Origin of the sequence: Pseudomonas sp. FP818 (genome assembly GCF_030687335.1) — a bacterium.
Classification (GTDB): Bacteria; Pseudomonadota; Gammaproteobacteria; order Pseudomonadales; family Pseudomonadaceae; genus Aquipseudomonas; species Aquipseudomonas shahriarae.
In genome coordinates this window covers 5,829,079-5,848,085 of record NZ_CP117427.1, presented here as the reverse complement: position 1 = coordinate 5,848,085, position 19,007 = coordinate 5,829,079, and the positions used below count along the sequence as shown (strand labels likewise).

The 19,007-nt window shown below is 63.5% G+C and carries 20 protein-coding genes; 5 read left to right on the top strand and 15 right to left on the bottom strand.

Annotation, left to right across the window (positions count from 1 at the left end):
* Positions 1-2: 2 nt before the first annotated feature.
* The 13 genes from PSH80_RS26785 to aspA form a co-directional block, all read right to left on the bottom strand.
* On the bottom strand, positions 3-968 hold the full coding sequence (locus PSH80_RS26785) for a VOC family protein (RefSeq protein ID WP_057440553.1): 966 nt from the start codon (positions 966-968) through the stop codon (positions 3-5).
* On the bottom strand, positions 968-2,461 hold the full coding sequence (locus tag PSH80_RS26780) for an aldehyde dehydrogenase (RefSeq protein WP_057440552.1): 1,494 nt from the start codon (positions 2,459-2,461) through the stop codon (positions 968-970). Before PSH80_RS26780 ends, PSH80_RS26785 begins: the two co-directional genes overlap by 1 nt.
* A 10-nt stretch (positions 2,462-2,471) precedes the next feature.
* The gene (locus tag PSH80_RS26775) at positions 2,472-3,275 is read right to left on the bottom strand and encodes an aspartate dehydrogenase (protein WP_057444232.1); all 804 of its coding nucleotides are present in this window, start codon (positions 3,273-3,275) and stop codon (positions 2,472-2,474) included.
* Between the two features lie 10 nt (positions 3,276-3,285).
* Positions 3,286-4,968, bottom strand: a complete 1,683-nt coding sequence (locus PSH80_RS26770; RefSeq protein WP_057440551.1) for a thiamine pyrophosphate-binding protein — start codon at positions 4,966-4,968, stop codon at positions 3,286-3,288.
* Positions 4,961-5,758 carry an SDR family oxidoreductase gene (locus tag PSH80_RS26765; protein ID WP_186626153.1) on the bottom strand — a complete coding sequence of 266 codons (798 nt, stop codon included), beginning with the start codon at positions 5,756-5,758 and terminating at the stop codon, positions 4,961-4,963. Before PSH80_RS26765 ends, PSH80_RS26770 begins: the two co-directional genes overlap by 8 nt.
* Position 5,759: 1 nt before the next feature.
* Positions 5,760-6,593, bottom strand: coding sequence for an IclR family transcriptional regulator (locus PSH80_RS26760; RefSeq protein ID WP_057440549.1), 834 nt, complete (start codon positions 6,591-6,593; stop codon positions 5,760-5,762).
* Positions 6,590-7,468 carry an alpha/beta fold hydrolase gene (locus tag PSH80_RS26755; protein WP_305418688.1) on the bottom strand — a complete coding sequence of 293 codons (879 nt, stop codon included), beginning with the start codon at positions 7,466-7,468 and terminating at the stop codon, positions 6,590-6,592. Before PSH80_RS26755 ends, PSH80_RS26760 begins: the two co-directional genes overlap by 4 nt.
* Before the next feature lie 4 nt (positions 7,469-7,472).
* Positions 7,473-8,012: a cupin domain-containing protein gene (locus PSH80_RS26750; RefSeq protein WP_029289969.1), complete on the bottom strand. Its 540-nt coding sequence runs from the start codon at positions 8,010-8,012 to the stop codon at positions 7,473-7,475.
* Between the two features lie 13 nt (positions 8,013-8,025).
* Positions 8,026-8,790, bottom strand: coding sequence for an SDR family oxidoreductase (locus tag PSH80_RS26745; RefSeq protein ID WP_305420666.1), 765 nt, complete (start codon positions 8,788-8,790; stop codon positions 8,026-8,028).
* The gene (locus tag PSH80_RS26740) at positions 8,790-9,563 is read right to left on the bottom strand and encodes an ABC transporter permease (RefSeq protein WP_057440547.1); all 774 of its coding nucleotides are present in this window, start codon (positions 9,561-9,563) and stop codon (positions 8,790-8,792) included. Before PSH80_RS26740 ends, PSH80_RS26745 begins: the two co-directional genes overlap by 1 nt.
* A gap of 28 nt (positions 9,564-9,591) precedes the next feature.
* Entirely contained in the window at positions 9,592-10,584 is a 993-nt protein-coding gene (locus PSH80_RS26735; RefSeq protein ID WP_057961189.1) for an ABC transporter substrate-binding protein, read from the bottom strand.
* 39 nt (positions 10,585-10,623) lie between these two features.
* Positions 10,624-11,460, bottom strand: a complete 837-nt coding sequence (locus PSH80_RS26730) for an ABC transporter ATP-binding protein (RefSeq protein WP_057440627.1) — start codon at positions 11,458-11,460, stop codon at positions 10,624-10,626.
* Positions 11,461-11,917: 457 nt separating this feature from the next.
* Positions 11,918-13,342, bottom strand: coding sequence for an aspartate ammonia-lyase (gene aspA, locus PSH80_RS26725; RefSeq protein ID WP_038444539.1), 1,425 nt, complete (start codon positions 13,340-13,342; stop codon positions 11,918-11,920).
* A 180-nt stretch (positions 13,343-13,522) separates the two neighbouring features.
* Here aspA and PSH80_RS26720 point away from each other — a divergent pair, with 180 nt between their 5' ends.
* The 5 genes from PSH80_RS26720 (at position 13,523) to PSH80_RS26700 (ending at position 17,309) form a co-directional block, all read left to right on the top strand.
* Complete coding sequence (locus PSH80_RS26720; RefSeq protein WP_057440625.1) at positions 13,523-14,431, top strand: LysR substrate-binding domain-containing protein; 909 nt, start codon at positions 13,523-13,525, stop codon at positions 14,429-14,431.
* A 327-nt stretch (positions 14,432-14,758) separates the two neighbouring features.
* A complete protein-coding gene (gene purE / locus PSH80_RS26715) occupies positions 14,759-15,250 on the top strand; it encodes a 5-(carboxyamino)imidazole ribonucleotide mutase (RefSeq protein WP_057440545.1) in 492 nt (163 codons plus the stop codon).
* 12 nt (positions 15,251-15,262) lie between these two features.
* A complete protein-coding gene (locus PSH80_RS26710; RefSeq protein ID WP_057444228.1) occupies positions 15,263-16,348 on the top strand; it encodes a 5-(carboxyamino)imidazole ribonucleotide synthase in 1,086 nt (361 codons plus the stop codon).
* Positions 16,349-16,448: 100 nt separating this feature from the next.
* A complete protein-coding gene (locus PSH80_RS26705; protein ID WP_029289950.1) occupies positions 16,449-16,694 on the top strand; it encodes a GlsB/YeaQ/YmgE family stress response membrane protein in 246 nt (81 codons plus the stop codon).
* A 78-nt stretch (positions 16,695-16,772) separates the two neighbouring features.
* Positions 16,773-17,309, top strand: a complete 537-nt coding sequence (locus PSH80_RS26700; RefSeq protein ID WP_057440544.1) for a DUF3299 domain-containing protein — start codon at positions 16,773-16,775, stop codon at positions 17,307-17,309.
* A gap of 54 nt (positions 17,310-17,363) precedes the next feature.
* Here the strand turns inward: PSH80_RS26700 and PSH80_RS26695 are convergent, their stop codons facing one another.
* Both PSH80_RS26695 and PSH80_RS26690 read right to left on the bottom strand, forming a co-directional pair.
* Positions 17,364-18,251: a D-hexose-6-phosphate mutarotase gene (locus tag PSH80_RS26695; RefSeq protein WP_128593290.1), complete on the bottom strand. Its 888-nt coding sequence runs from the start codon at positions 18,249-18,251 to the stop codon at positions 17,364-17,366.
* 57 nt (positions 18,252-18,308) lie between these two features.
* Positions 18,309-18,713, bottom strand: coding sequence for an acyl-CoA thioesterase (locus tag PSH80_RS26690; RefSeq protein WP_003176975.1), 405 nt, complete (start codon positions 18,711-18,713; stop codon positions 18,309-18,311).
* Positions 18,714-19,007 lie beyond the last annotated feature (294 nt).

Below are 19,007 nucleotides of genomic sequence, written 5' to 3'. Positions count from 1 at the left end.
GCTCAGGATTTGGGTTTGTCGGTGAGGAACTTGCCTTGCGGCGCCTCGACGTGTTGTTGGCGCCGGGTATTGCCGTCGATACCGCCGGCAATCGCCCATTCGGCGAACACCGTGGGCCCCGGCTCAAAGGTGCGTGGCTGCCATTCGCCGGTCAGTTGGTCTTCGTCGGCGTAGTACTCCACCAGCGCGCCGGCGGGGTTCTTGAAGTACCAGAAAAACGCCGAAGACACCGGGTGACGCCCAGGGCCGATCTCGGTCGGCCAGCCGCTGCGGGACACGTGCATGCCACCGCCAAACACCTCGTGCACATCGCGCACGGTAAAGGCCACATGGTTCAGTCCCGCCCGTGGCGCCGGCAGTTGCAGCATGAACAGGTCGTGGTGGCCACCTTCCTCGGCGGTGCGCAAAAAGGCCCCGCGATCCGGATAGCGGTCCGAGGCCTGGAAGCCGAAACGCTCGTGGTAGAAGGCTTCGCAGGCGTTCACGTCCTTGACGAAAAACACCACGTGACCGACTTCAATCGGCGTGGCGCGCTCGTAGATCGGCGCCGCCTTGTTGATCCGGCCCTTGGTCTGCCAGGTGTTGTGGCCGCTGCACTCGATCTCCAGCTCGCGCTTACGCGTGACTTGCAGGCGGATCGCTAGGCCGTTGGGGTCGGTGCAGCCGATGCGCCCGTTACCCTCGATAAACCCCGGGTCGTTGGCGATGCGTTCGGCGTACAGCGCAAGGTCCGTCGCGTCGGCCACGCCCCACACCACTTCGCGCACGGTGGAGCCGGCCTCGATGGCGGGCGGCAGGCCGGGTTTGTTCAGGTCGGCGAGCACTACGCGGCAGCCATTGAGGGTCTCGAAGATCACCTCATCGGGTTGCGTGCTGACCTGGGTCAGGCCCCAGTCGCTGAAAAAACGCACGCAGGTGTCGAGGTCCTCGACGCCATAGGTGACTTCATCAATACCTAAAACGCTCATCACGCTACCTCGTGTGGCACACCGGCCCAGGCCAGTGGCTGTTGGTTCATGCCCCAGTAGAGGCTCTTCTGTTCCATGTATTGCAGGATCCCCAGGCGGCCTTTTTCGCGGCCCAGGCCGCTGTCGCGCCAACCGCCGAACGGCGTGGAAATCGAGAACTGTTTGTAGGTGTTGATCCACACGGTGCCGGCCTGCAAGCGCCGGCCCAGGGCCCAGGCGCGCTTGTAGTCGCGGGTCCAGATGCCTGCCGCGAGGGCGTACAGGCTGTCGTTGGCCTGCTCCAGCAATTGCTCTTCGTCGTCGAAGGGCATGGCCACCAGCACCGGGCCGAAGATTTCTTCCTGGCATACCTGTTGTTGGTTGTGCAGGCCCTCAAGGATGGTCGGCGGGTAGAAGTAGCCCTGGTCATACAGGCCACCGCTGGGGCGCTGCCCGCCCAGGCGCAGGCGCCCGCCTTCGGCCAGGCCGAGGGCGACATAACGTTCCACCGATTCACGATGGCCGGCGCTGATCAGCGGGCCCATCTGCGTGTTTTCGTCGGCCGGGTCGCCCATGCGCAGGTTCGCGGCGGCGGCTACCAGGCGTTGCATAAAGGGCTCGTACAGGGCGCGCGCGACAAACAGCCGCGAGCCGGCAATACAGGCCTCGCCCGAGGAGCTGAAAATGCCGTAGAGCACGCCCGCCACCGCGTGGTCGAGGTCGGCGTCATCAAGGACGATGGTCGGCGACTTGCCCCCCAGCTCCAAAGACACCGGCATCATCTTGTCGGCGGCGATATGGGCGATGTGCTTGCCAGTGCGGGTGCCGCCGGTGAACGACACGCGCTTGACCAGCGGGTGGCGGGTCAGTGCGTCGCCCAGCAGCGAGCCCTTGCCGGGCAGCACGCTGATCAGGCCCTTGGGCAGGCCGGCCTCTTCGCACAGACTGGCCAGGCGCAGGGCCAGCAGCGGGGTGATTTCCGCCGGTTTGATCACCACCGCATTGCCCGCCGCCAGGGCTGGCGCGACCTTCTGCGCCTCGCTGGCAATCGGTGAGTTCCACGGGGTGATCGCGGCGACCACGCCCATCGGCTCATACACGCTCATGCTGACGAAATCACCGCGCGACGGGGTGATGGTTTCTTCCAGGGTTTCGCAGGCGGCGGCGAAGAACTGGAAAGTGCCGGCCGCACTGGCCACCAGCGCACGGGTTTCATTGATCGGCTTGCCGTTGTCCTGGCGTTGCAGCTGCGCCAGTTCCTCACTGTGCAGGCGGATCAGCTCGGCGATGCGGTACAGCACACCGGCCCGCTCATGGGGTTTGCGCTGGGCCCAGCCGCTGTGCAGGAAGGCCTGGTGCGCGCCCTGGATGGCGTCTTCCACATCCTGCAAATCGGCAGCGTTAAGCCAGGCCACGGCCTCGCCAGTGGCCGGGTAGCGGCTGGCGTAGCGCTCGCCACGGCCCAGGCGCCAGTGGCCGGCGATGCAGATCGGTAAAGTCTGTTCGAGGGTCATCGACGGGCTCCTAAATTGAGATGGCATGGGCGTGGTTGCCCAAGGCACGGACCACGCTGTACACGGTCAGCGCCGAGGTCTTGGGGTTGGCCAAAAGCGGCTTGCCGCGCAGGCTCAACTCGAAACGGCCAAAGGCGCCACGGGCTTCGAAGTGGTGGACGTTTTCGTCGCTGTGGGGGTCGGCGATCAGCGTGACGTGGGTGCGATCCAGGCCCAGCCCGGCCAGGGACAGGGTGGCCGCAACGTTGGCGTTTTTCGGGTACAGCCGCGCGGCCTCACGGGCACTGCCCTGGAAGATCACCGTGGCTTCGCGGATGCTGTCCAGGTCGCAAGCCTGCTCGCCGGGAGTGTTCTTCCAGGCGCGGGCTGGCTTGCGCCCGGTGTAGTTGACCGAGTCCAGGCCGCCGACCTTGGCCGCCGACAACGCATCAATACCGCCAATCGCCCCGGGCAGCAGCTCGATGCGGGTCTTGCCGCGCTCGGCGGCGGCCTCCAGGCGTTCCACCAGGCCCACTTCGGACAAGGCGCCGACCGACACAATCAGGCAGGCAATCCCACGCTCCAGGGCCGGCAGCACATGCTCTTCGATGGCGCGGTGGCCGGCGCACTCCACCAGCAAATCCGGGCGCGTATCGGCCGGCAAGGCGGTCAGCACCTGCGGCGGTTGTTTGAAACTGGCCAGGCGCTGGCGCACCAGGGCTTCGGAGCCCTCGGAAGCGATGACGTAATCCACGCACAACTGCGGATCGTTCTCCAGCAGCTCCAGCACGCCGACGCCAATGGCGCCGCAGCCGATCATGGTGATATGCAACATGCGACGATCCTCAGGCGGTGGCCTTCTGGGCTTTGGTTTCGCTGTTGGGCGGGCCGGCGAACTGGGTGGCGAAGTTGCCCACGCTGAGCATGTCCACTTCCAGCAGGAACGGGCCGGGCTGGCTCAAGGCGCTGTCGACCACCTTGCCGAAATCCTTGAGGTCGGTGACCAGGCCATGGCGCAGGCCCATGGATTCGGCGAGCTTGGTGTAGTCCGGGGTGTGCAGGTCGACATAGCAATGCCGGCTGCCGTAGACCGCGTCCTGGATATTGCGGATCACCCCGTAGCGCTGGTCGTTCATCAGCAGAATCACCAGGTTGGCGCGCTCCTGGACCAGGGTCGCCAGCTCACCCAGGTTGAGGATGAAACCGCCATCGCCCGCCAGGGCAAACACCTTGCGCTCGGGCGCGGTTTCAGCGGCTGCCACCGCGGCACCGATGCCCATCGCCAGGCCCTGGCCAATACCGCCGCCCAAGGCGTGAACCCCGGCGCGCGGGTGGTACAGGTTGAGCAGGCGGTTGCCCCAGATGCTGTTGGACAGGGTCACATCGCGCACCCAGGAGAAGTTGCGCCCGGTGCTGGCCTGCAATTGCTCGACCATCGCCGAGTACGGGCCCAGGTCCGCGACCAGTTGGCTGCGCGACTGTTCACGCACGGCCTTGAGTTCGGCGAGGAACTGCGGGTCGGTGTGCAGGCGGCCTTCCAGGCGGTCAGCCAACCCTTCCAGGGCCAGGGCCGCGTCGCCGCAGATAAACAGTTCGCTGGCATAGCTGCGGCCTTCGATGGCCGGGTTGGCGTCGATGCGCAGCGTGTTCTGCGGCAGCTTGAGCGCGTACTTGAAGGTCTCATTGCTGCGCAGGCGCGACCCGGCGATCAGCAGTGCATCGCAGGTTTGCAGGAACTGCTCGACCCGCTTGTTCTGCGAAAAGGCCCCCAGGCAACGTTCGTCGTCTTCGTTAACCACGCCGCGACCCTGGGTCGAGGTGATCACCCCCACGCCCATCGCCAGCAGGCGCTTGACCTGCGCCCCGGCATGCCGCGCGCCGCCGCCGAGCCAGAGCATCGGGCGTTTGGCACTGGCCAGGCGCGCGGCCACCAGGTCGAGGGCTTCCGGTGCCGGCACAGCGACCGGGATCGGCAGTGGCGACAGGTCGGTGGGCATTGGGATAAAGGCCGACTGGATGTCGATCGGGATCTCGACGCTGACCGGTCCGGTGGGCGCGGTCAGTGCGGTCTGCACCGCGAGCTTCAGGGTGCTGATGGCGGTCTCGACGCTGCGCACGCGGAAGGCGGCCTTGGACACGGCCTTGAGCATGTTCAACTGGTCGCGGGCTTCGTGGATATACGCCAGTTCCTGGTCCAGGTACGGCGTCTCGATCTGCCCGGTGATGTGCAGCACCGGGGTGCCGGCAGTCTGCGCTTCAACCATGGCCCCAGCCGCATTGCCGGCGGCAGTGCCGGTGGAGGTCAGACACACGCCCAGGCCACCGGTGGTGCGGGCATAGGCGTCGGCCATGTTGGCGGCGCCGGCTTCACCCCGGGCCATGACAAAGCGGATATTGCCGCGCACGGCGAAGGCATCGAGGATCGGCATGTTGTGGATCGAGATCACGCCAAACGCGGCCTTGACGTCGCATTGTTCGAGAAAGGCGGTGATGGCAGCGCCCACGGTGACAGTGTTTTCATTACGCATGGCGGGACAGGCCTCCAGAGACATCGATATGGCTGCCTGTGGTGTAAGCCGACAGAGGCGAGGCCAGAAACAGGATCGCGCGGGCCGCTTCAATCGGCAGGCCCAGGCGCCCCAGGGGAATATGTTTTTGTTGGGCCAGGCGGGCGGTCCATTGCGCCCAGTCGAGGTCGCGTTCTTCACGCGCTTCGAAGCGGCGGCGCCATTGCCCGGACTCCACCAGGCCAATCAGGATGCCGTTGACGCGGATGCCTTGCGGGGCGAATTCGGTGGCCATCGAGCGCACCAGGTTCTTGATCCCGGCGCGGGCAGCGGAGGTGGCGACCATGTGCGGTTCCGGCTGGCTGGCCAGCAGTGAGTTGACGCAGACAATCGCGGCGTCGGCCTGGCTTTGCAGCTGCGGCGTGAAGGCGCGGACCGGGTTGATCACCGAAAAAAACTTCAGGTGCAGCTCTTCGGTCCAGGCGCTGTCGGTGGTGTCGGCAAAGGTCGAGACCCGGCCTTGCCCGGCGTTGTTGATCAGCACGCTGGCGGCGCCCAGCGCGGCCAGGCTGGCGCTGGCAAAGGCGTTGACCGATTCGCCATCGAGCACATCGCACACCTGGGCCAGCAGTTGGCCTTGCGGGAAACGTTGGCGCAGGTCGCTTTCGGCACGGCGCAGGCGTTCCGCATCGCGGCCGCAAAACGCAACGGCCGCACCGGCTTCCAGCAGCAGTTCGACGCATGCCAGGCCTATGCCCGAGGAGCCTCCGGTGACGATTGCGGTGCGGCCCTGCAATGAATAAAGGCTCATCTCAATCTCTCATCAAGGCAGTGACGCGGGGCTGCCCGCTGTGGGCGCCGCCGTTGTAGTTGAGCAGGCGCGACAGCTCGTCGGCGCTGCGCCGCACTTGGTTCAGCAGCTCTTCAAAATTCACATGACCGATCTGCGTGGTCGGGATGGTCACGCCGAGGGCGGCCACGATGTCGCCGCTCTGGTCGCGCACGGGCGCGGCCACTGTGGAAATCGCCGATTCAAAGAACCCTTCGCCGCTGACAAAGCCGCGCTGGCGGTCGGCCTGGAGCATGTCGAACAGCTCCATCACGGTTTTCGGGGTGCAGTGGGAGTGCTGTTCCAGGTGCTCCTCGGGGTACAGCTCGCGCAGTTCGGCCAGTGACAGGTCTTCGAGGAGAATGCGCCCCAGCACCGTGGCATGGGCCGGCAGGCGGGTGCCGACGTTGACCGCGTTGGAGAACACCGAAGGCGGCGACACCTTGGCCACGTACACGATGGAACGCCCGTCGCGCACCACCAGGTTGCTCGGGTAGTTAACCCGGTCGCACAAACGCGCCAGCAGTGGCTGGCCGAGTTCGGTCAGCTCCAGCGACGCCAGGTACTCGAAGCCCAGGCGCAGCACCGACATGCCCAGGCGGTATTCGTTGCCGCTGCGGGTGACGAAGCCCATGGTTTCCAGGGTGGTCAGCAAGCGGAAAATCGTCGAGCGCGGCAGCGCGAGGCGCCGCGCCAGTTCCGGCGCGGTCAGGGTCCGGTTGCGCCGGCTGAACTCGCAGAGCAGCAACAAGCCGCGCTCCAGGCCCGGCACGATGTATTTGTCCTGAGCATCCTTCAGCAGATCTGAGTCGTTCATAGGGTTCTACCTGTCAGGGATTGTTTGAGGGCGTAGGCCAGGCGACCGGCAACCACTCGCGGTTGTTCGATGGGGCTGGCATGGCCTGCGTCGGCGATCAGGTTGAAGCTGGCACCCAGGGCCTTGGACACGCCCAGGCAGGTGTCGGGTGGGGTGATGCTGTCGGCTTCGCCGCAATGCACCTCGCAGGGCATTGCAGGTTGGCCGTGGCGCAGCAAGTCGTCGCCGCACAGCAATTCGATGGCCTGGCGATAGCCCAGCGGGTTCAGGCGGGCCATGTTCCAGTGCACCCAGGCCAACGCTTGGGGCTGGGCACTGGGCGAGAGCATGTGGGCGCTGCGCTGCTCGGCCAGCCCGGCGATGCCCAGGCGTTGCAGGTTGCCCAGGCGTTGCTGGCGCACTTGCTGGCGCTGCGCGTTGCGCTCGGACGCGCCATAGCCACGAGCGGGGCTGATCAGTACCAGGCGGCTCACGCGTCTGGCCTGGGCACTGCGGGCCAAGGCCAGGGCGGTCAGTGCGCCCAGGGAATGGCCGACCAGTACGCACTCGTCCACCTCCAGCGCATCGAGCATCTGCACCAGGCGCGCGGCGTATTGCTCGGCCTTGGGTACTTGCGACTCCAGGGGGCTGGAGTCGCCATAGCCGGGCGCGTCCCAGGCGATGACCCGCGCCTGGGCCGCCAGATGTTGTGCCACCTGCAGCCAGGACGCCGCGCCGGAGCCGATGCCGTGCAGCAACACCACTGCCGGTCCCGTGCCGCATACCCGCAGGGCCTGCTGGCCTCCTGCTGACGCGACCCGTTGCTGGGGGAAATCGCGCTGCAGTTGGGCTTGCAGGTCGGCCGTCGGCGCGGCGTGCGTGAGTCCTGGCAACATGGGCTTACCCGCGCTTGATCGAGGCCAGAGGGTGCTCTGGCGGATAGGTCGGGGTGATCGGTTTTTTTGCGCCGAGCATCACGCACATCAGCGCGTCTTCATCGCCGATGTTGATTTCTTCGCGGTACACGCCGGGCGGCACGGAAATCACGTCGCGGTCGGTGAGGATGGTCTCGAAGCGCTCGCCGTCCTTTTCCAGCACCACCTTGAGTTTGCCGCGCAGCACGAAGAACACTTCTTCGACGTCAATGTGCAGGTGCGGCGGGCCTTCATGGCCGGCCGGGATGACCATGGTGGAAAAGGTGAAGTGCTCCGACGGGATGGTGTTCATATCGGTGCTGATACCAGTGCCGCCCGTGCCGATGTAGCGCATTTGCGCGCGGCGGAACTTGGGGTCGTAGTCAGCCTGGAACTTCAGGGCATCCCAGTCGTACTTGCGCGTCTCGTAACGGGCGATGCGCGTGCTCATCCAGCTTTCCAGGCTGGCGCCGGCAGGGCGGTCCCAGCTTTTCGGGGTGTCGTTTTGGGCAGATAGATCAGTCATGACAGTCTCCAGATCAAGGCATGACGAACCCGCCGTTGACCGGCAGGGTTTGTCCAGTGATAAAGCGGGCAAGGTCGGACAGCGCGAACAGCACGGCGCCGCTGACGTCTTCGGGCAATTGCGGGCGTTGCAGGGCCCGTTGGTCGTTGTACAAACGGTGGCGCGCCTCGGGCACGTAGGCGGTGGCTTCCACCAGCACCAGGCCGGGGGCGATGGCGTTGACGGTGATGTTGTCGCTGCCCAGCTCCCGCGCCAGGCTGCGGGTCATGGCGATGATCGCGCCCTTGCTGGCGACATAGGCCAACAGGTTCGGCGCGCCCCACAGCGGAGTGTCCGAGGCCAGATTGACGATGGCGCCCTGGCCGCTGGCGCGCAGGGCCGGCAGGCAGGCGGTGGTCATCAGCCAGGTGCCGCGCACGTTGACCTGCATCACCTGGTCCCAGGTGTCGATGCTCAATGCTTCGCAGCCCTTGCCGCCGGAGTTGGTGATCGAGGCGTTGTTCACCAAGCCATCGAGGCCGCCCAGCAGGCTGATCGTCGCGTCGACACAGGCCTGGATCGACGCGGGTTGGGCCAGGTCGACGGTGACGGCCTGCACATCCAGGCCCAGCGCCCGCAATTCACAGGCGGCCTGCTGCACACGTTCGTGCAGCACATCGGCAATCACCACTCGGGCACCGGCCTGGCCGATGGCCTGGGCAAAGGCATAGCCCAGGCCACGGGCGCCACCGGTGACCAGCACGCGACGGCCTGCAAGCAAAAGCTCATGGCGGCTCATCATTGGGTGCTCAACATGGCTTTGGGCATGTAGTGCAGGACGCGTTTTTCCGCCCACACCACTGCGCCGTAGGCGATCACCCCAATCAGGGTCAGCGCGACAATGGCGACGAACACCCCGGCGGTATTGCCCTGGCCCTCGGCGTCCACCAGCAAAAAGCCCAGGCCCTGGTTGCCGCCGACCAGTTCACCGACGGTGACGCCGATCACGGCCAGGGTCGAGGCAATGCGCAGGCCGGAAAACAGTGCGGCCATGGCCGAGGGGAACTCCACCAGGCGGAAGATCTGCCAGCGGTTGGCGTTCATGGTGCGCACCAGGTTGATCATGTCCGGGTCGACGGTGCGGATCGCCGAGAGCACGTTGATCATCACCGGGAAAAACACGATCAGGATCGCGATCAGAATCTTCGGGTAGATGGTGTAGCCCAGCCACATCACGAACAGCGGCGCGAAGGCGACTTTCGGCGCGATCTGCAAGGCCAGGATGTACGGCGACAACATGGCTTCGGCAGCCGGCGACAGGCCCAGCGAGACACCGATCACCACCCCCAGCAGGGCGCCGAGGGCGAAGCCGACAACGATCTCCAGCGCGGTGATCAGGGTGTGTTGCAGCAGGCCGCCGGTCTGCCACATCACCAGGCCTTCCTGGGCCACGCGGCTGAGTTTGGGCATGACGAACTCGGGCATGCCGAGCAGGCCGGGGCCCCATTGCCAGAGGACCAGGAACAGGATCAGCAGCGCGACGCTACCGAGCACGGAGTTATTGTTTTTCATCGTGTACGTACCTCAATGTCCCGGTGGCTCACTGTGCGGCGACCGGGCTGTCGACGAACTGGTTGGTGAAGAGGTCTTCAAGCGGGGTCGCCTGGGTGACGATGCCTTCGCTGACATAGAACTGCAGGACCTTGTCCAGGTGCTGCGGATCGATGTGCCCGAGCACGGCCTGCTTGGCGTAGACGTGTTCGACGTAGAGCTTGAAGATCTTCTCCAGCGAGTCCTCCTTGCCGGCATACGCCGGTACCGCCTTGGCGAAGGTCACGGCAGCGGCGCGCGGGTCCTGGATGATGTCGCGCATGCCTTGCAGGGTGCCCTGGACCACGCCACGCACGAGCTTGGGCTGGTTCTTGATGGCGTCGTCGGAAGCGAGAATCGCCTGGGCCATGCTTTCGAAGATCTGGTCCTGGGGGATCAACTTGATCTGCACCCCGGCTTCCTCGGCATTGATCACCCAGTCCGGCACCCCGGCCATGGCCTGGGCCTTGTTGGCGGAGAACAGCTGCCAGACGCCGGCGGGGCCGGCGGCCTGGATGTTCACGTCGTTCTTGCCCAGCCCGGCTTTGCGCAGCGAAGCGAGCAGGGCGTAGTAGGTGGTGTCGGAGTACGACATCACCGTCATGGTCTTGCCCTTGAGGTCGCTGATGCGGTTGATGTTGTCCTTGGCGTTGGTGGCGATCATCGTCACGCCGCCGTCGCCCAGCACCGCCACGGCGCGTACCGGGATGCCATTGGCCCGCACCACGATAGGCGTGTCACCGATGGCCCCGCCGATCAACGCGTTACCGGCGCCGATCTGCTTGGCCACGTCCACGCCACCTTTGGCGGCGATGAACGTCAGGTCCAGGTCCTGGGCCGTGTAGTAGCCCTTTTCCTTGGCGATGATCCACGGTGCGAACGCGGGCGAGTTGGGCGGCGCCGGCAGCAGGTAGGTGACCTTGGTCGGCTGCGCCTGGGCGGCACAGGCCACACCGAGGCCCAGGCTGAGGGCGCAAAGACGTTGAAACAGAGACTTGAGCATGGGGACTCCGGAATCGGTTGGGGGCCGCAAGGGCGGTGATCAGTGCAGTTCGGTGTCGGCACCGACCTGGAGCAACTCCATCAGGCGGCCTACCAGCGGGCCGATTTCCGGCAGCTTGCGGCGCTCCAGGGGGTTGTCGCGAAACGGCAGGTCGATGCTGATTTCTTCGATGATCGTGCCGGGGCGGGCGCTCATGACCAGCAAGCGGTCGGACATGGCGATGCCTTCGATCAGGTCGTGGGTGATGAACAGCGCGGTTTTCTTCTCGTCGAAGAGCATCCGTGCCATGTCCTGTTGCAGGATCATCTTGGTCTGGGCATCGAGGGCCGAGAACGGCTCGTCGAGGAACAGCACCTGCGGGTCGATGGCCAGGGTGCGGGCCAGGGCGGCGCGCTGGCGCATGCCACCGGAGAGCTGGAACGGGTAGTGATCGGCGTAGCCATTGAGGTGGCAGCGGTCGAGCAGGTCCAGGGCCACCTTCTGCCGGGTGGCGGCAGGCACGCCCTGGATTTCCAGGCCCAGTTCGACGTTGCGGCGGATGCTGCGCCAGGGCATCAGCAGGTCCTTCTGCAGCATGAACGCAACCTGCGGCACCGGCCCGGTGACCGGCTCGCCACCGACGAACACTTCACCTTCGCTGGGGCGGTACAGACCCGAGCCCATGTTCAGGATGGTGCTCTTGCCGCAACCGGAAGGGCCGATGATCGACACCACTTCACCCCGGCGAATCTTGAAGTTCACCTCGCGAATGGCGAAGGGCGCGTCCGCTTTACCCTTGGCCGGGAAACATTTACCGACATTGCGAAATTCAATTTCAGTCGGCTCCAGCTCTTCCCTGAGAGCTTGGTTATTCCATTGGGGCGTCACGGCGTACATCTCTTTCACAGCCATCAGGAAGGTACTCTGGTCTGTTTTATAGGTGATACGCCGTTTAGTGCATGAACAATGCCAGGGGTTTATTTCCTACAGGTTTTTAGTAAATGTCCTTTTATATGAATGACTTGGGGTTAAGTAATTGAAAGTTTGACGTTTCATATATGAAACGTTGGTTCTTATATGGCACGAATTTGCACACTGTTCGGGCATGTAATGGGAAGTTGCGAGAGGTCGGTGCTTTTTCAGGTAACGCGGGGAAGTTAATAAACGGCTTATTTGTTTTATATATAAAACGCAGTTGCGCGCTTCTATATAGGTGTTAGTGGGAGCGAGCCAACTCGCTCAGGGGGCAGGCGTTAAAAAAGCAAAAAAAAGGGCCTGAAGATCGAAATCTTCAAGCCCTCAAAAGGGTGAGAGGTGTCTAGTCCCTCAACCTGGTGAGCGGTGCTACATGCGTTCAGGCCTTCAAAGGCACCAGACGCGGGGCAATCATGTTTTCCGGGCGCAGGATGTCGTCGAGCATGGCGTCGTCGAGCAAGCCTTCTTCGCGCACCAGTTCCAGCACGCCACGGCCGCTTTCAAGGGCGATACGGGCGATGCGGGTGGCGTTTTCATAGCCGATGTACGGGTTCAGCGCGGTGACCAGGCCGATGGAGTGCTCCACCAGTTCGCGGCAGCGTGCTTCGTTGGCGGTGATGCCGACGATGCAGTGTTCGCGCAGCATGTCCATGGCGCGTTGCAGCAGGCGGATCGAGTCGAAGATCTTGAAAGCGATCAGCGGCTCCATCACGTTCAGTTGCAGTTGGCCGCCTTCGGCCGCCATGGTCAGGGCCAGGTCGTTACCGATGACCTGGAAGGCCACCTGGTTCACGGCTTCCGGGATGACCGGGTTGACCTTGCCGGGCATGATCGAGCTGCCTGGCTGACGCGCTGGCAGATTGATCTCGTTGATCCCGGTACGTGGGCCGCTGGACAGCAGGCGCAGGTCGTTGCAGATCTTCGACAGCTTCACCGCGGTACGCTTGAGCATGCCGGAGAACAGCACGAACGCGCCCATGTCGGAGGTGGCTTCGATCAGGTCGGCCGCCGGTACCAGCGGCTGGCCGCTGATGGTGGCCAGGCGTTGCACGGCCAGGGCCTGGTAGCGCGGGTCGGCGTTGATGCCGGTACCGATGGCGGTGCCGCCCAGGTTGACTTCGGTCAGCAGCTCCGGAGCCAGGGTCTTGAGGCGTGCCAGGTCTTCACCCAGGGTCGTGGCGAAGGCGCGGAACTCCTGGCCGAGGGTCATCGGCACGGCGTCTTGCAGTTGGGTGCGGCCCATTTTCAGAACGTGGCCGAACTCGACACCTTTGGCGGCGAACGCCTGGATCAGGCTGTCGAGGCTGGCCAGCAGCGCGTCATGGCCCAACAGCAGACCCAGGCGGATCGCGGTCGGATAGGCGTCGTTGGTCGACTGCGCCATGTTCACGTCGTTGTTGGGGTGCAGGTATTGGTATTCGCCCTTGTTGTGGCCCATGGCCTCCAACGCGATGTTGGCGATGACTTCGTTGGCATTCATGTTGGTTGAAGTGCCAGCGCCGCCTTGAATCATGTCCACCACGAACTCTTCGTGGAAGTCGCCGCGTATCAGGCGGGCACAGGCTTCGCTGATGGCAGCGTGCTTGGCTTCGCTGAGCTGGCCCAACTCGCGGTTGGCATCAGCGGCGGCTTGCTTGACCATTGCCAGACCGACCACCAATTTCGGGTAATGCGAAATCGGAACGCCGGAGAGACGGAAGTTGTTCACCGCTCGCAGGGTCTGGATGCCGTAGTACGCTTGGGCAGGTACTTCGAGTACGCCAAGCAGGTCTTTTTCTGTACGGAATGATGCAGCAGAGGACATGACGGAAATCATCTCGATATGGACCCGGGCTAGGCCGGAACGCTGTGAATGCTAGGCTTGTGGAAATTTTTGGGCCAATGCTATTAAGCGCTGGCCTATGCACAAACGGCATAATGTTGATGTGACCCGGTTATCATGGCGGGCGTGTGTGCCAAAATGGTGCATGCCCTGGAGAATCAGATGAACCTTGAAAGCAAATGGCTGGAAGACTTTAGCGCCCTGGCGGCCACGCGCAGCTTCTCCCAGGCGGCGGAGCGGCGCTTTGTCACCCAGCCGGCCTTCAGTCGACGCATCCGCAGCCTTGAGGCGGCCCTGGGACTGACCCTGGTCAACCGCTCGCGCACGCCCGTCGAGCTGACGGCGGCGGGGCAGTTGTTTTTGGTCACGGCGCGCACGGTGGTCGAGCAACTGGGTGAAGTGCTGCGGCATTTGCATCACCTTGAAGGCGGCCAGGGCGAAGTCATGCAAGTGGCGGCAGCGCACTCCCTGGCGCTGGGTTTTTTCCCACGCTGGATCGCGCAATTGCGCAACGAAGGGCTGAACATCGCCACGCGCCTGGTGGCCACCAACGTCGGCGATGCGGTGCATGCCCTGCGCGAAGGCGGCTGCGACCTGATGTTGGCGTTCTACGACCCGGACGCAGCCATGCAAATGGATCCGGAGATTTTCCCGTCACTGCACTTGGGCAACACTGAAATGCTCCCGGTGTGCGCCGCCGATGCCGATGGCAAGCCGTTGTTCGACCTGGAAGGCGAGGGCAGTGTGCCGCTGCTGGCCTACAGCGCCGGGGCGTTCCTCGGCCGTTCGGTGAACCTGCTGTTGCGCCAGCGCGCGCTGCGCTTTACCACGGTGTATGAAACCGCCATGGCCGACAGCCTGAAAAGCATGGCCCTGGAAGGGTTGGGGATTGCCTGGGTGCCACAGTTGAGCGTGCGCGCCGAACTGGCCCGGGGCGAGCTGGTGGTGTGTGGCGGGCCGCAGTGGCATGTGCCGCTGGAGATTCGCCTGTATCGCTGTGCGTTGGTGCGCAAGGCGAACGTGCGATTGCTGTGGCGCAAGCTGGAAGGTGGGGCGGCGCAGAATAGCTGAGCCCAACACAAACTCAATAAGCACTAGATAGAGAGTTGTGTAGATACCTATGCTGCGATAGCGGTGTATCAGCCGACATTGCAGGCAAGCCAGCTCCCAGAGTATTTCGGGGTGTTTTCGCTGACTCTAAAGTCAATAAAACCGCAGGTTTGAAGCGTAAGACAGATGGTCGGCACAGGGGCTGTTTATCTGCATTATTACGGTATACTGCGCGGCCTTCGGCCGGTCCAACCGGCCTTAATTCGTACAACAAGCCACGCCGGATTTCCCGCGTGGCTTGTTGTTTTTTGACGCGCCTGCGGGCGCCCAGAGAGAAGAGGCACGACGATGAGTGCATTGGTTGGCGTGATCATGGGCTCCAAGTCCGATTGGTCCACCCTTAGCCACACCGCCGATATGCTGGAAAAACTCGGCATTCCGTTTGAAGTGAAGGTGGTTTCCGCCCACCGCACGCCGGACTTGCTGTTCCAGTATGCCGATGAAGCAGAATCCCGTGGCATCGAGGTGATTATCGCCGGTGCCGGTGGCGCAGCCCACCTGCCGGGCATGTGTGCGGCCAAGACCCACTTGCCGGTGCTCGGCGTGCCGGTGCAGTCGTCGATGCTCTCGGGTGTGGATTCGCTGCTGTCCATCGTGCAGATGCCCGCCGGGATTCCGGTGGCCACCCTGGCGATTGGCAAGGCCGGCGCGATCAACGCGGCATTGCTGTCGGCCAGTATCCTGGGCGCCAAGCATCCACAGTTCCACGCGGCCCTGAAGAAATTCCGCGCCGAACAGACTGACAGCGTCCTGGACAATCCAGACCCACGCATCGCCTGAGGTTGTTGATTGATGAAAATCGGTGTAATCGGTGGCGGCCAACTGGGTCGCATGCTGGCCTTGGCGGGTACGCCGCTGGGGATGAACTTCGCGTTTCTTGATCCGGCGCCGGACGCCTGTGCGGCGGCCCTGGGCGAACACCTGCGGGCGGACTACAGCGACCCGGACCACTTGCGCCAATTGGCCGATGAAGTCGATCTGGTGACCTTCGAATTCGAAAGCGTGCCAGCCGAAACCGTGGCGTTTCTGTCGCAATTCGTCCCGGTGTACCCGAGCGCTGAAGCACTGCGCATCGCCCGTGACCGCTGGTTCGAAAAGAGCATGTTCAAGGACCTGGGCATTCCGACTCCGGCCTTCGCCGACATCCAGTCCCAGGCGGACCTGGATGCGGCGGTCGCCAGCATCGGCCTGCCGGCGGTGCTGAAAACCCGCACCCTGGGTTATGACGGCAAGGGCCAGAAAGTCCTGCGTACCGAAGCCGATGTGGTCGGCACGTTCGCCGAACTGGGCAGCGTCGCCTGCCTGCTGGAAGGCTTCGTGCCGTTTACCGGCGAAGTCTCGCTGGTGGCCGTGCGCGCCCGTGATGGCGAAACGCGCTTCTACCCGTTGGTGCACAACACCCACGACAGCGGCATCCTCAAGCTGTCCGTGGCCAGCACCGACCACCCGTTGCAGGCCCTGGCCGAAGACTATTCCAGCCGAGTGCTCAAGCAACTGGATTATGTCGGCGTGATGGCATTCGAGTTCTTTGAAGTCGACGGTGGCCTCAAGGCCAACGAAATTGCCCCGCGCGTGCATAACTCCGGGCACTGGACCACCGAAGGCGCCGAGTGCAGCCAGTTCGAAAACCACCTGCGGGCGGTAGCGGGCTTGCCACTGGGTTCCACGGCCAAGGTGGGCGAGAGCGCGATGCTCAACTTCATTGGCGTGGTGCCGCCGGTAGAGCAGGTCATTGCGATTGATGACTGCCACCTGCATCACTACGGCAAGGCGTTCAAGGCCGGGCGCAAGGTCGGCCACGCCAACCTGCGTTGCAAGGACCGCGCGACACTCGACGCGCAGATCGCCAAGGTCCAGGCGCTGATCGCCGCGCAATAACCCACGGGCTGGCGGGAACCATTGGTGACCGCCATCCTCTGATTGCAGGACGCCAAAGTCTGACTAGGCTTCAGCTAACTTTCATTCAGAGGGAAATGCCATGGGTATCATTGGGACCATCTTTATCGGTTTGATCGTCGGCCTGCTGGCGCGTTTCCTGAAACCAGGCGACGACAGCATGGGCTGGATCATGACCATCCTGCTGGGTATCGCCGGCTCCCTGGCGGCGACCTATGGCGGTCAGGCCCTGGGTATCTACCAGGCAGGTCAGGGTGCAGGTTTCATTGGCGCGCTGGTGGGTGCCATTGTGTTGCTGGTGATCTACGGTCTGCTGAAAAAGAAGTAATTTAGCGACAAGCCCTCTGCGCTGCGCAGGCGCAGAGGGCTAGAATGCCGGCACTGTTCTTATTTGCCGAGCCCCTTCATGCGCCGCCTTCTGTTGACTGTCCTTTTGCTGGGTTCAAGCCTGGCCCACGCCGCTGAGCTTACGGAAACCGACTGGCTGGAACTGATGCCCGAGTCGGACCAGAAGGCTCTCGAACAAATGCCGGATATCGACCACAACTCCCCAGAAGCCCTGGGCACCTTTACCGAAAAGGGTGGCCTGAAACAGAGCAAGGGCTTGCCGGCGGTGATGTATTCGACCAAGACCGTGGCCGCCATGAACGGCAAGCACATCCGTCTTGGCGGTTATCCGGTGCCATTGGAAACCGATGCCAAGGGCCGCAGCACCCTGTTTTTCCTGGTGCCTTACCCGGGCGCCTGCATTCACGTACCGCCGCCGCCGCCCAATCAACTGGTGCTGGTGCGCTATCCCAAAGGCTTGAAGCTGGACGATATCTACACGCCGTTGTGGGTCACTGGCACGTTGAAGGTGGAGACGGTCAACAACGACCTGGCGGATGCAGCGTATGCGCTGGATGCGGGGGTGGTGCGGGTGGTGCAGGAATCGGACCTGTAACCGGCGCCAAAAATCCCCTTGTGGGAGCAAGCCTGCTCCCACATTCGATTGGGTTTACAGGGGCAGGCTGGCGATGCTCACACCCATGGTGTGACTAGCGCCCGGTGCCAATGCCACCACATCGTCCAGCACGTTCGCCGTCTCGATGCACAGCATGCCCTGCCAGCCATCGTCGGCCATATCATCGAAAGCCTTGGCCCGTTCGGTCCATGGGTTCCAGATCACGGTCGATTTGGACCCTTCGCTGGTGAGCTGGATCCGGCGTTGCCAGTCTTGATCGACGATGTTCAATTGAGCTGGAGTATCGAGGTAGATACGATCGGTCTCTGCAGCGAAGTGCAGTGCGCCGGCCTGTTGCTTGGTCACCCAGCCGTCGGCGGTATCGATATAGTCCAATCCGTCCAGGCCTTCGACCTGCACCTTGCGCACGTCGCTGACTGCGAAGTAGCTGTGCAGCGCCTGGCTGATGGTCACGGTGTCGGTGCCACGGTTGTGGCTGGTCAGGCGGATATGCAGTTGCTCGTCGAGCAGGATGCTCATTTTCAGATCGACCTGATGCGGCCAATCCGGGAAGCCGCCAGCAGGTGCCGGCAATACCAGCTCAACCCGATTGTCTTCGACGCCGGCCAAGGTCCAGATGGCCGTGCGCGCGAAACCATGGGCGCCGGCCGGCTGATCACTCTGGCGCATCGCCTTGACGCTTTGCGGGTTGCGGTCAAACACACCAAACCACGGCCAGCACACCGGCACACCCGTACGGATACCTTTGCCAGCCTTGAATACGGCCTGGTCGTTGGGCCAGATCACCGGCTTGGCGCCCGCGGGCTGGTAGCTGAAGATGTGCGCGCCTTGTTGGGCCACCAGCACTTCGGCGCCGTTGTGGCGGATGCGCCAGCAGTCCAGCTCATCCATTTTCACGGTTTCAAGGTGGGGCGTAGGCATACAAGGCTCTCTTAGTGACAGGCAATGGGGCAATGGACCGCCAAACCGCCGCGAGGTTTAACGCGCCCGCGACGGAACCGAGCGAGTGCGACCGCTGCCATCAATGGCGACGAACACAAACACCGCCTCGGTGACTTTGCGCCATTCGCTGGACAGCGGGTCATCGCTCCACACTTCGACCATCATCTGGATCGAGCTGCGGCCGATTTCCAGGGCCTGGGTGTAGAAGGACAGCTGCGCGCCCACTGCCACCGGAACCAGGAAGGCCATGCGGTCAATGGCGACGGTAGCCACGCGACCACCGGCGACCTTGCTGGCCATTGCCGTGCCAGCGAGGTCCATCTGCGCCACCAGCCAGCCGCCGAAAATATCGCCGAAACCGTTGGTTTCACGGGGGAGTGCGGTGATTTGCAGGGCGAGATCGCCTTGCGGGATAGGATCTTCTTGTTCGAGTTCGATCATGCCGGGGGTGCCTCTGACCCGTGACTCTTGGACTATGTAATCGGTGAATAGCCGTCTTGGAAAAACGATTCAGCCCCGAACATACTACGTTCGTCACGTTTTTCGAAAGGCGCCTGAAGGGAAACTCTGCGAAATCGGCTGGCCGGTGCCAACGACGTTTTCGCGCAACTTCCACGGATATGCCGGTGCAAGGTGGGCAGTATATCGGTCGATAGCCTGCGCGACGACCGTCCGGCCCTGATTTTGTACATCTATCTGCACGGCTTCACAGGCGTCAAGGAAATGGCCAAAACA

Excerpts from the sequence above, each read along its gene's own strand:
- PSH80_RS26785 (WP_057440553.1), bottom strand. The coding sequence starts at position 968 with ATGAGCGTTTTAGGTATTGATGAAGTCACCTATGGCGTCGAGGACCTC.
- PSH80_RS26780 (WP_057440552.1), bottom strand. The coding sequence starts at position 2,461 with ATGACCCTCGAACAGACTTTACCGATCTGCATCGCCGGCCACTGGCGC.
- PSH80_RS26775 (WP_057444232.1), bottom strand. The coding sequence starts at position 3,275 with ATGTTGCATATCACCATGATCGGCTGCGGCGCCATTGGCGTCGGCGTG.
- PSH80_RS26770 (WP_057440551.1), bottom strand. The coding sequence starts at position 4,968 with ATGCGTAATGAAAACACTGTCACCGTGGGCGCTGCCATCACCGCCTTT.
- PSH80_RS26765 (WP_186626153.1), bottom strand. The coding sequence starts at position 5,758 with ATGAGCCTTTATTCATTGCAGGGCCGCACCGCAATCGTCACCGGAGGC.
- PSH80_RS26760 (WP_057440549.1), bottom strand. The coding sequence starts at position 6,593 with ATGAACGACTCAGATCTGCTGAAGGATGCTCAGGACAAATACATCGTG.
- PSH80_RS26755 (WP_305418688.1), bottom strand. The coding sequence starts at position 7,468 with ATGTTGCCAGGACTCACGCACGCCGCGCCGACGGCCGACCTGCAAGCC.
- PSH80_RS26750 (WP_029289969.1), bottom strand. The coding sequence starts at position 8,012 with ATGACTGATCTATCTGCCCAAAACGACACCCCGAAAAGCTGGGACCGC.
- PSH80_RS26745 (WP_305420666.1), bottom strand. The coding sequence starts at position 8,790 with ATGAGCCGCCATGAGCTTTTGCTTGCAGGCCGTCGCGTGCTGGTCACC.
- PSH80_RS26740 (WP_057440547.1), bottom strand. The coding sequence starts at position 9,563 with ATGAAAAACAATAACTCCGTGCTCGGTAGCGTCGCGCTGCTGATCCTG.
- PSH80_RS26735 (WP_057961189.1), bottom strand. The coding sequence starts at position 10,584 with ATGCTCAAGTCTCTGTTTCAACGTCTTTGCGCCCTCAGCCTGGGCCTC.
- PSH80_RS26730 (WP_057440627.1), bottom strand. The coding sequence starts at position 11,460 with ATGTACGCCGTGACGCCCCAATGGAATAACCAAGCTCTCAGGGAAGAG.
- aspA (WP_038444539.1), bottom strand. The coding sequence starts at position 13,342 with ATGTCCTCTGCTGCATCATTCCGTACAGAAAAAGACCTGCTTGGCGTA.
- PSH80_RS26720 (WP_057440625.1), top strand. The coding sequence starts at position 13,523 with ATGAACCTTGAAAGCAAATGGCTGGAAGACTTTAGCGCCCTGGCGGCC.
- purE (WP_057440545.1), top strand. The coding sequence starts at position 14,759 with ATGAGTGCATTGGTTGGCGTGATCATGGGCTCCAAGTCCGATTGGTCC.
- PSH80_RS26710 (WP_057444228.1), top strand. The coding sequence starts at position 15,263 with ATGAAAATCGGTGTAATCGGTGGCGGCCAACTGGGTCGCATGCTGGCC.
- PSH80_RS26705 (WP_029289950.1), top strand. The coding sequence starts at position 16,449 with ATGGGTATCATTGGGACCATCTTTATCGGTTTGATCGTCGGCCTGCTG.
- PSH80_RS26700 (WP_057440544.1), top strand. The coding sequence starts at position 16,773 with ATGCGCCGCCTTCTGTTGACTGTCCTTTTGCTGGGTTCAAGCCTGGCC.
- PSH80_RS26695 (WP_128593290.1), bottom strand. The coding sequence starts at position 18,251 with ATGCCTACGCCCCACCTTGAAACCGTGAAAATGGATGAGCTGGACTGC.
- PSH80_RS26690 (WP_003176975.1), bottom strand. The coding sequence starts at position 18,713 with ATGATCGAACTCGAACAAGAAGATCCTATCCCGCAAGGCGATCTCGCC.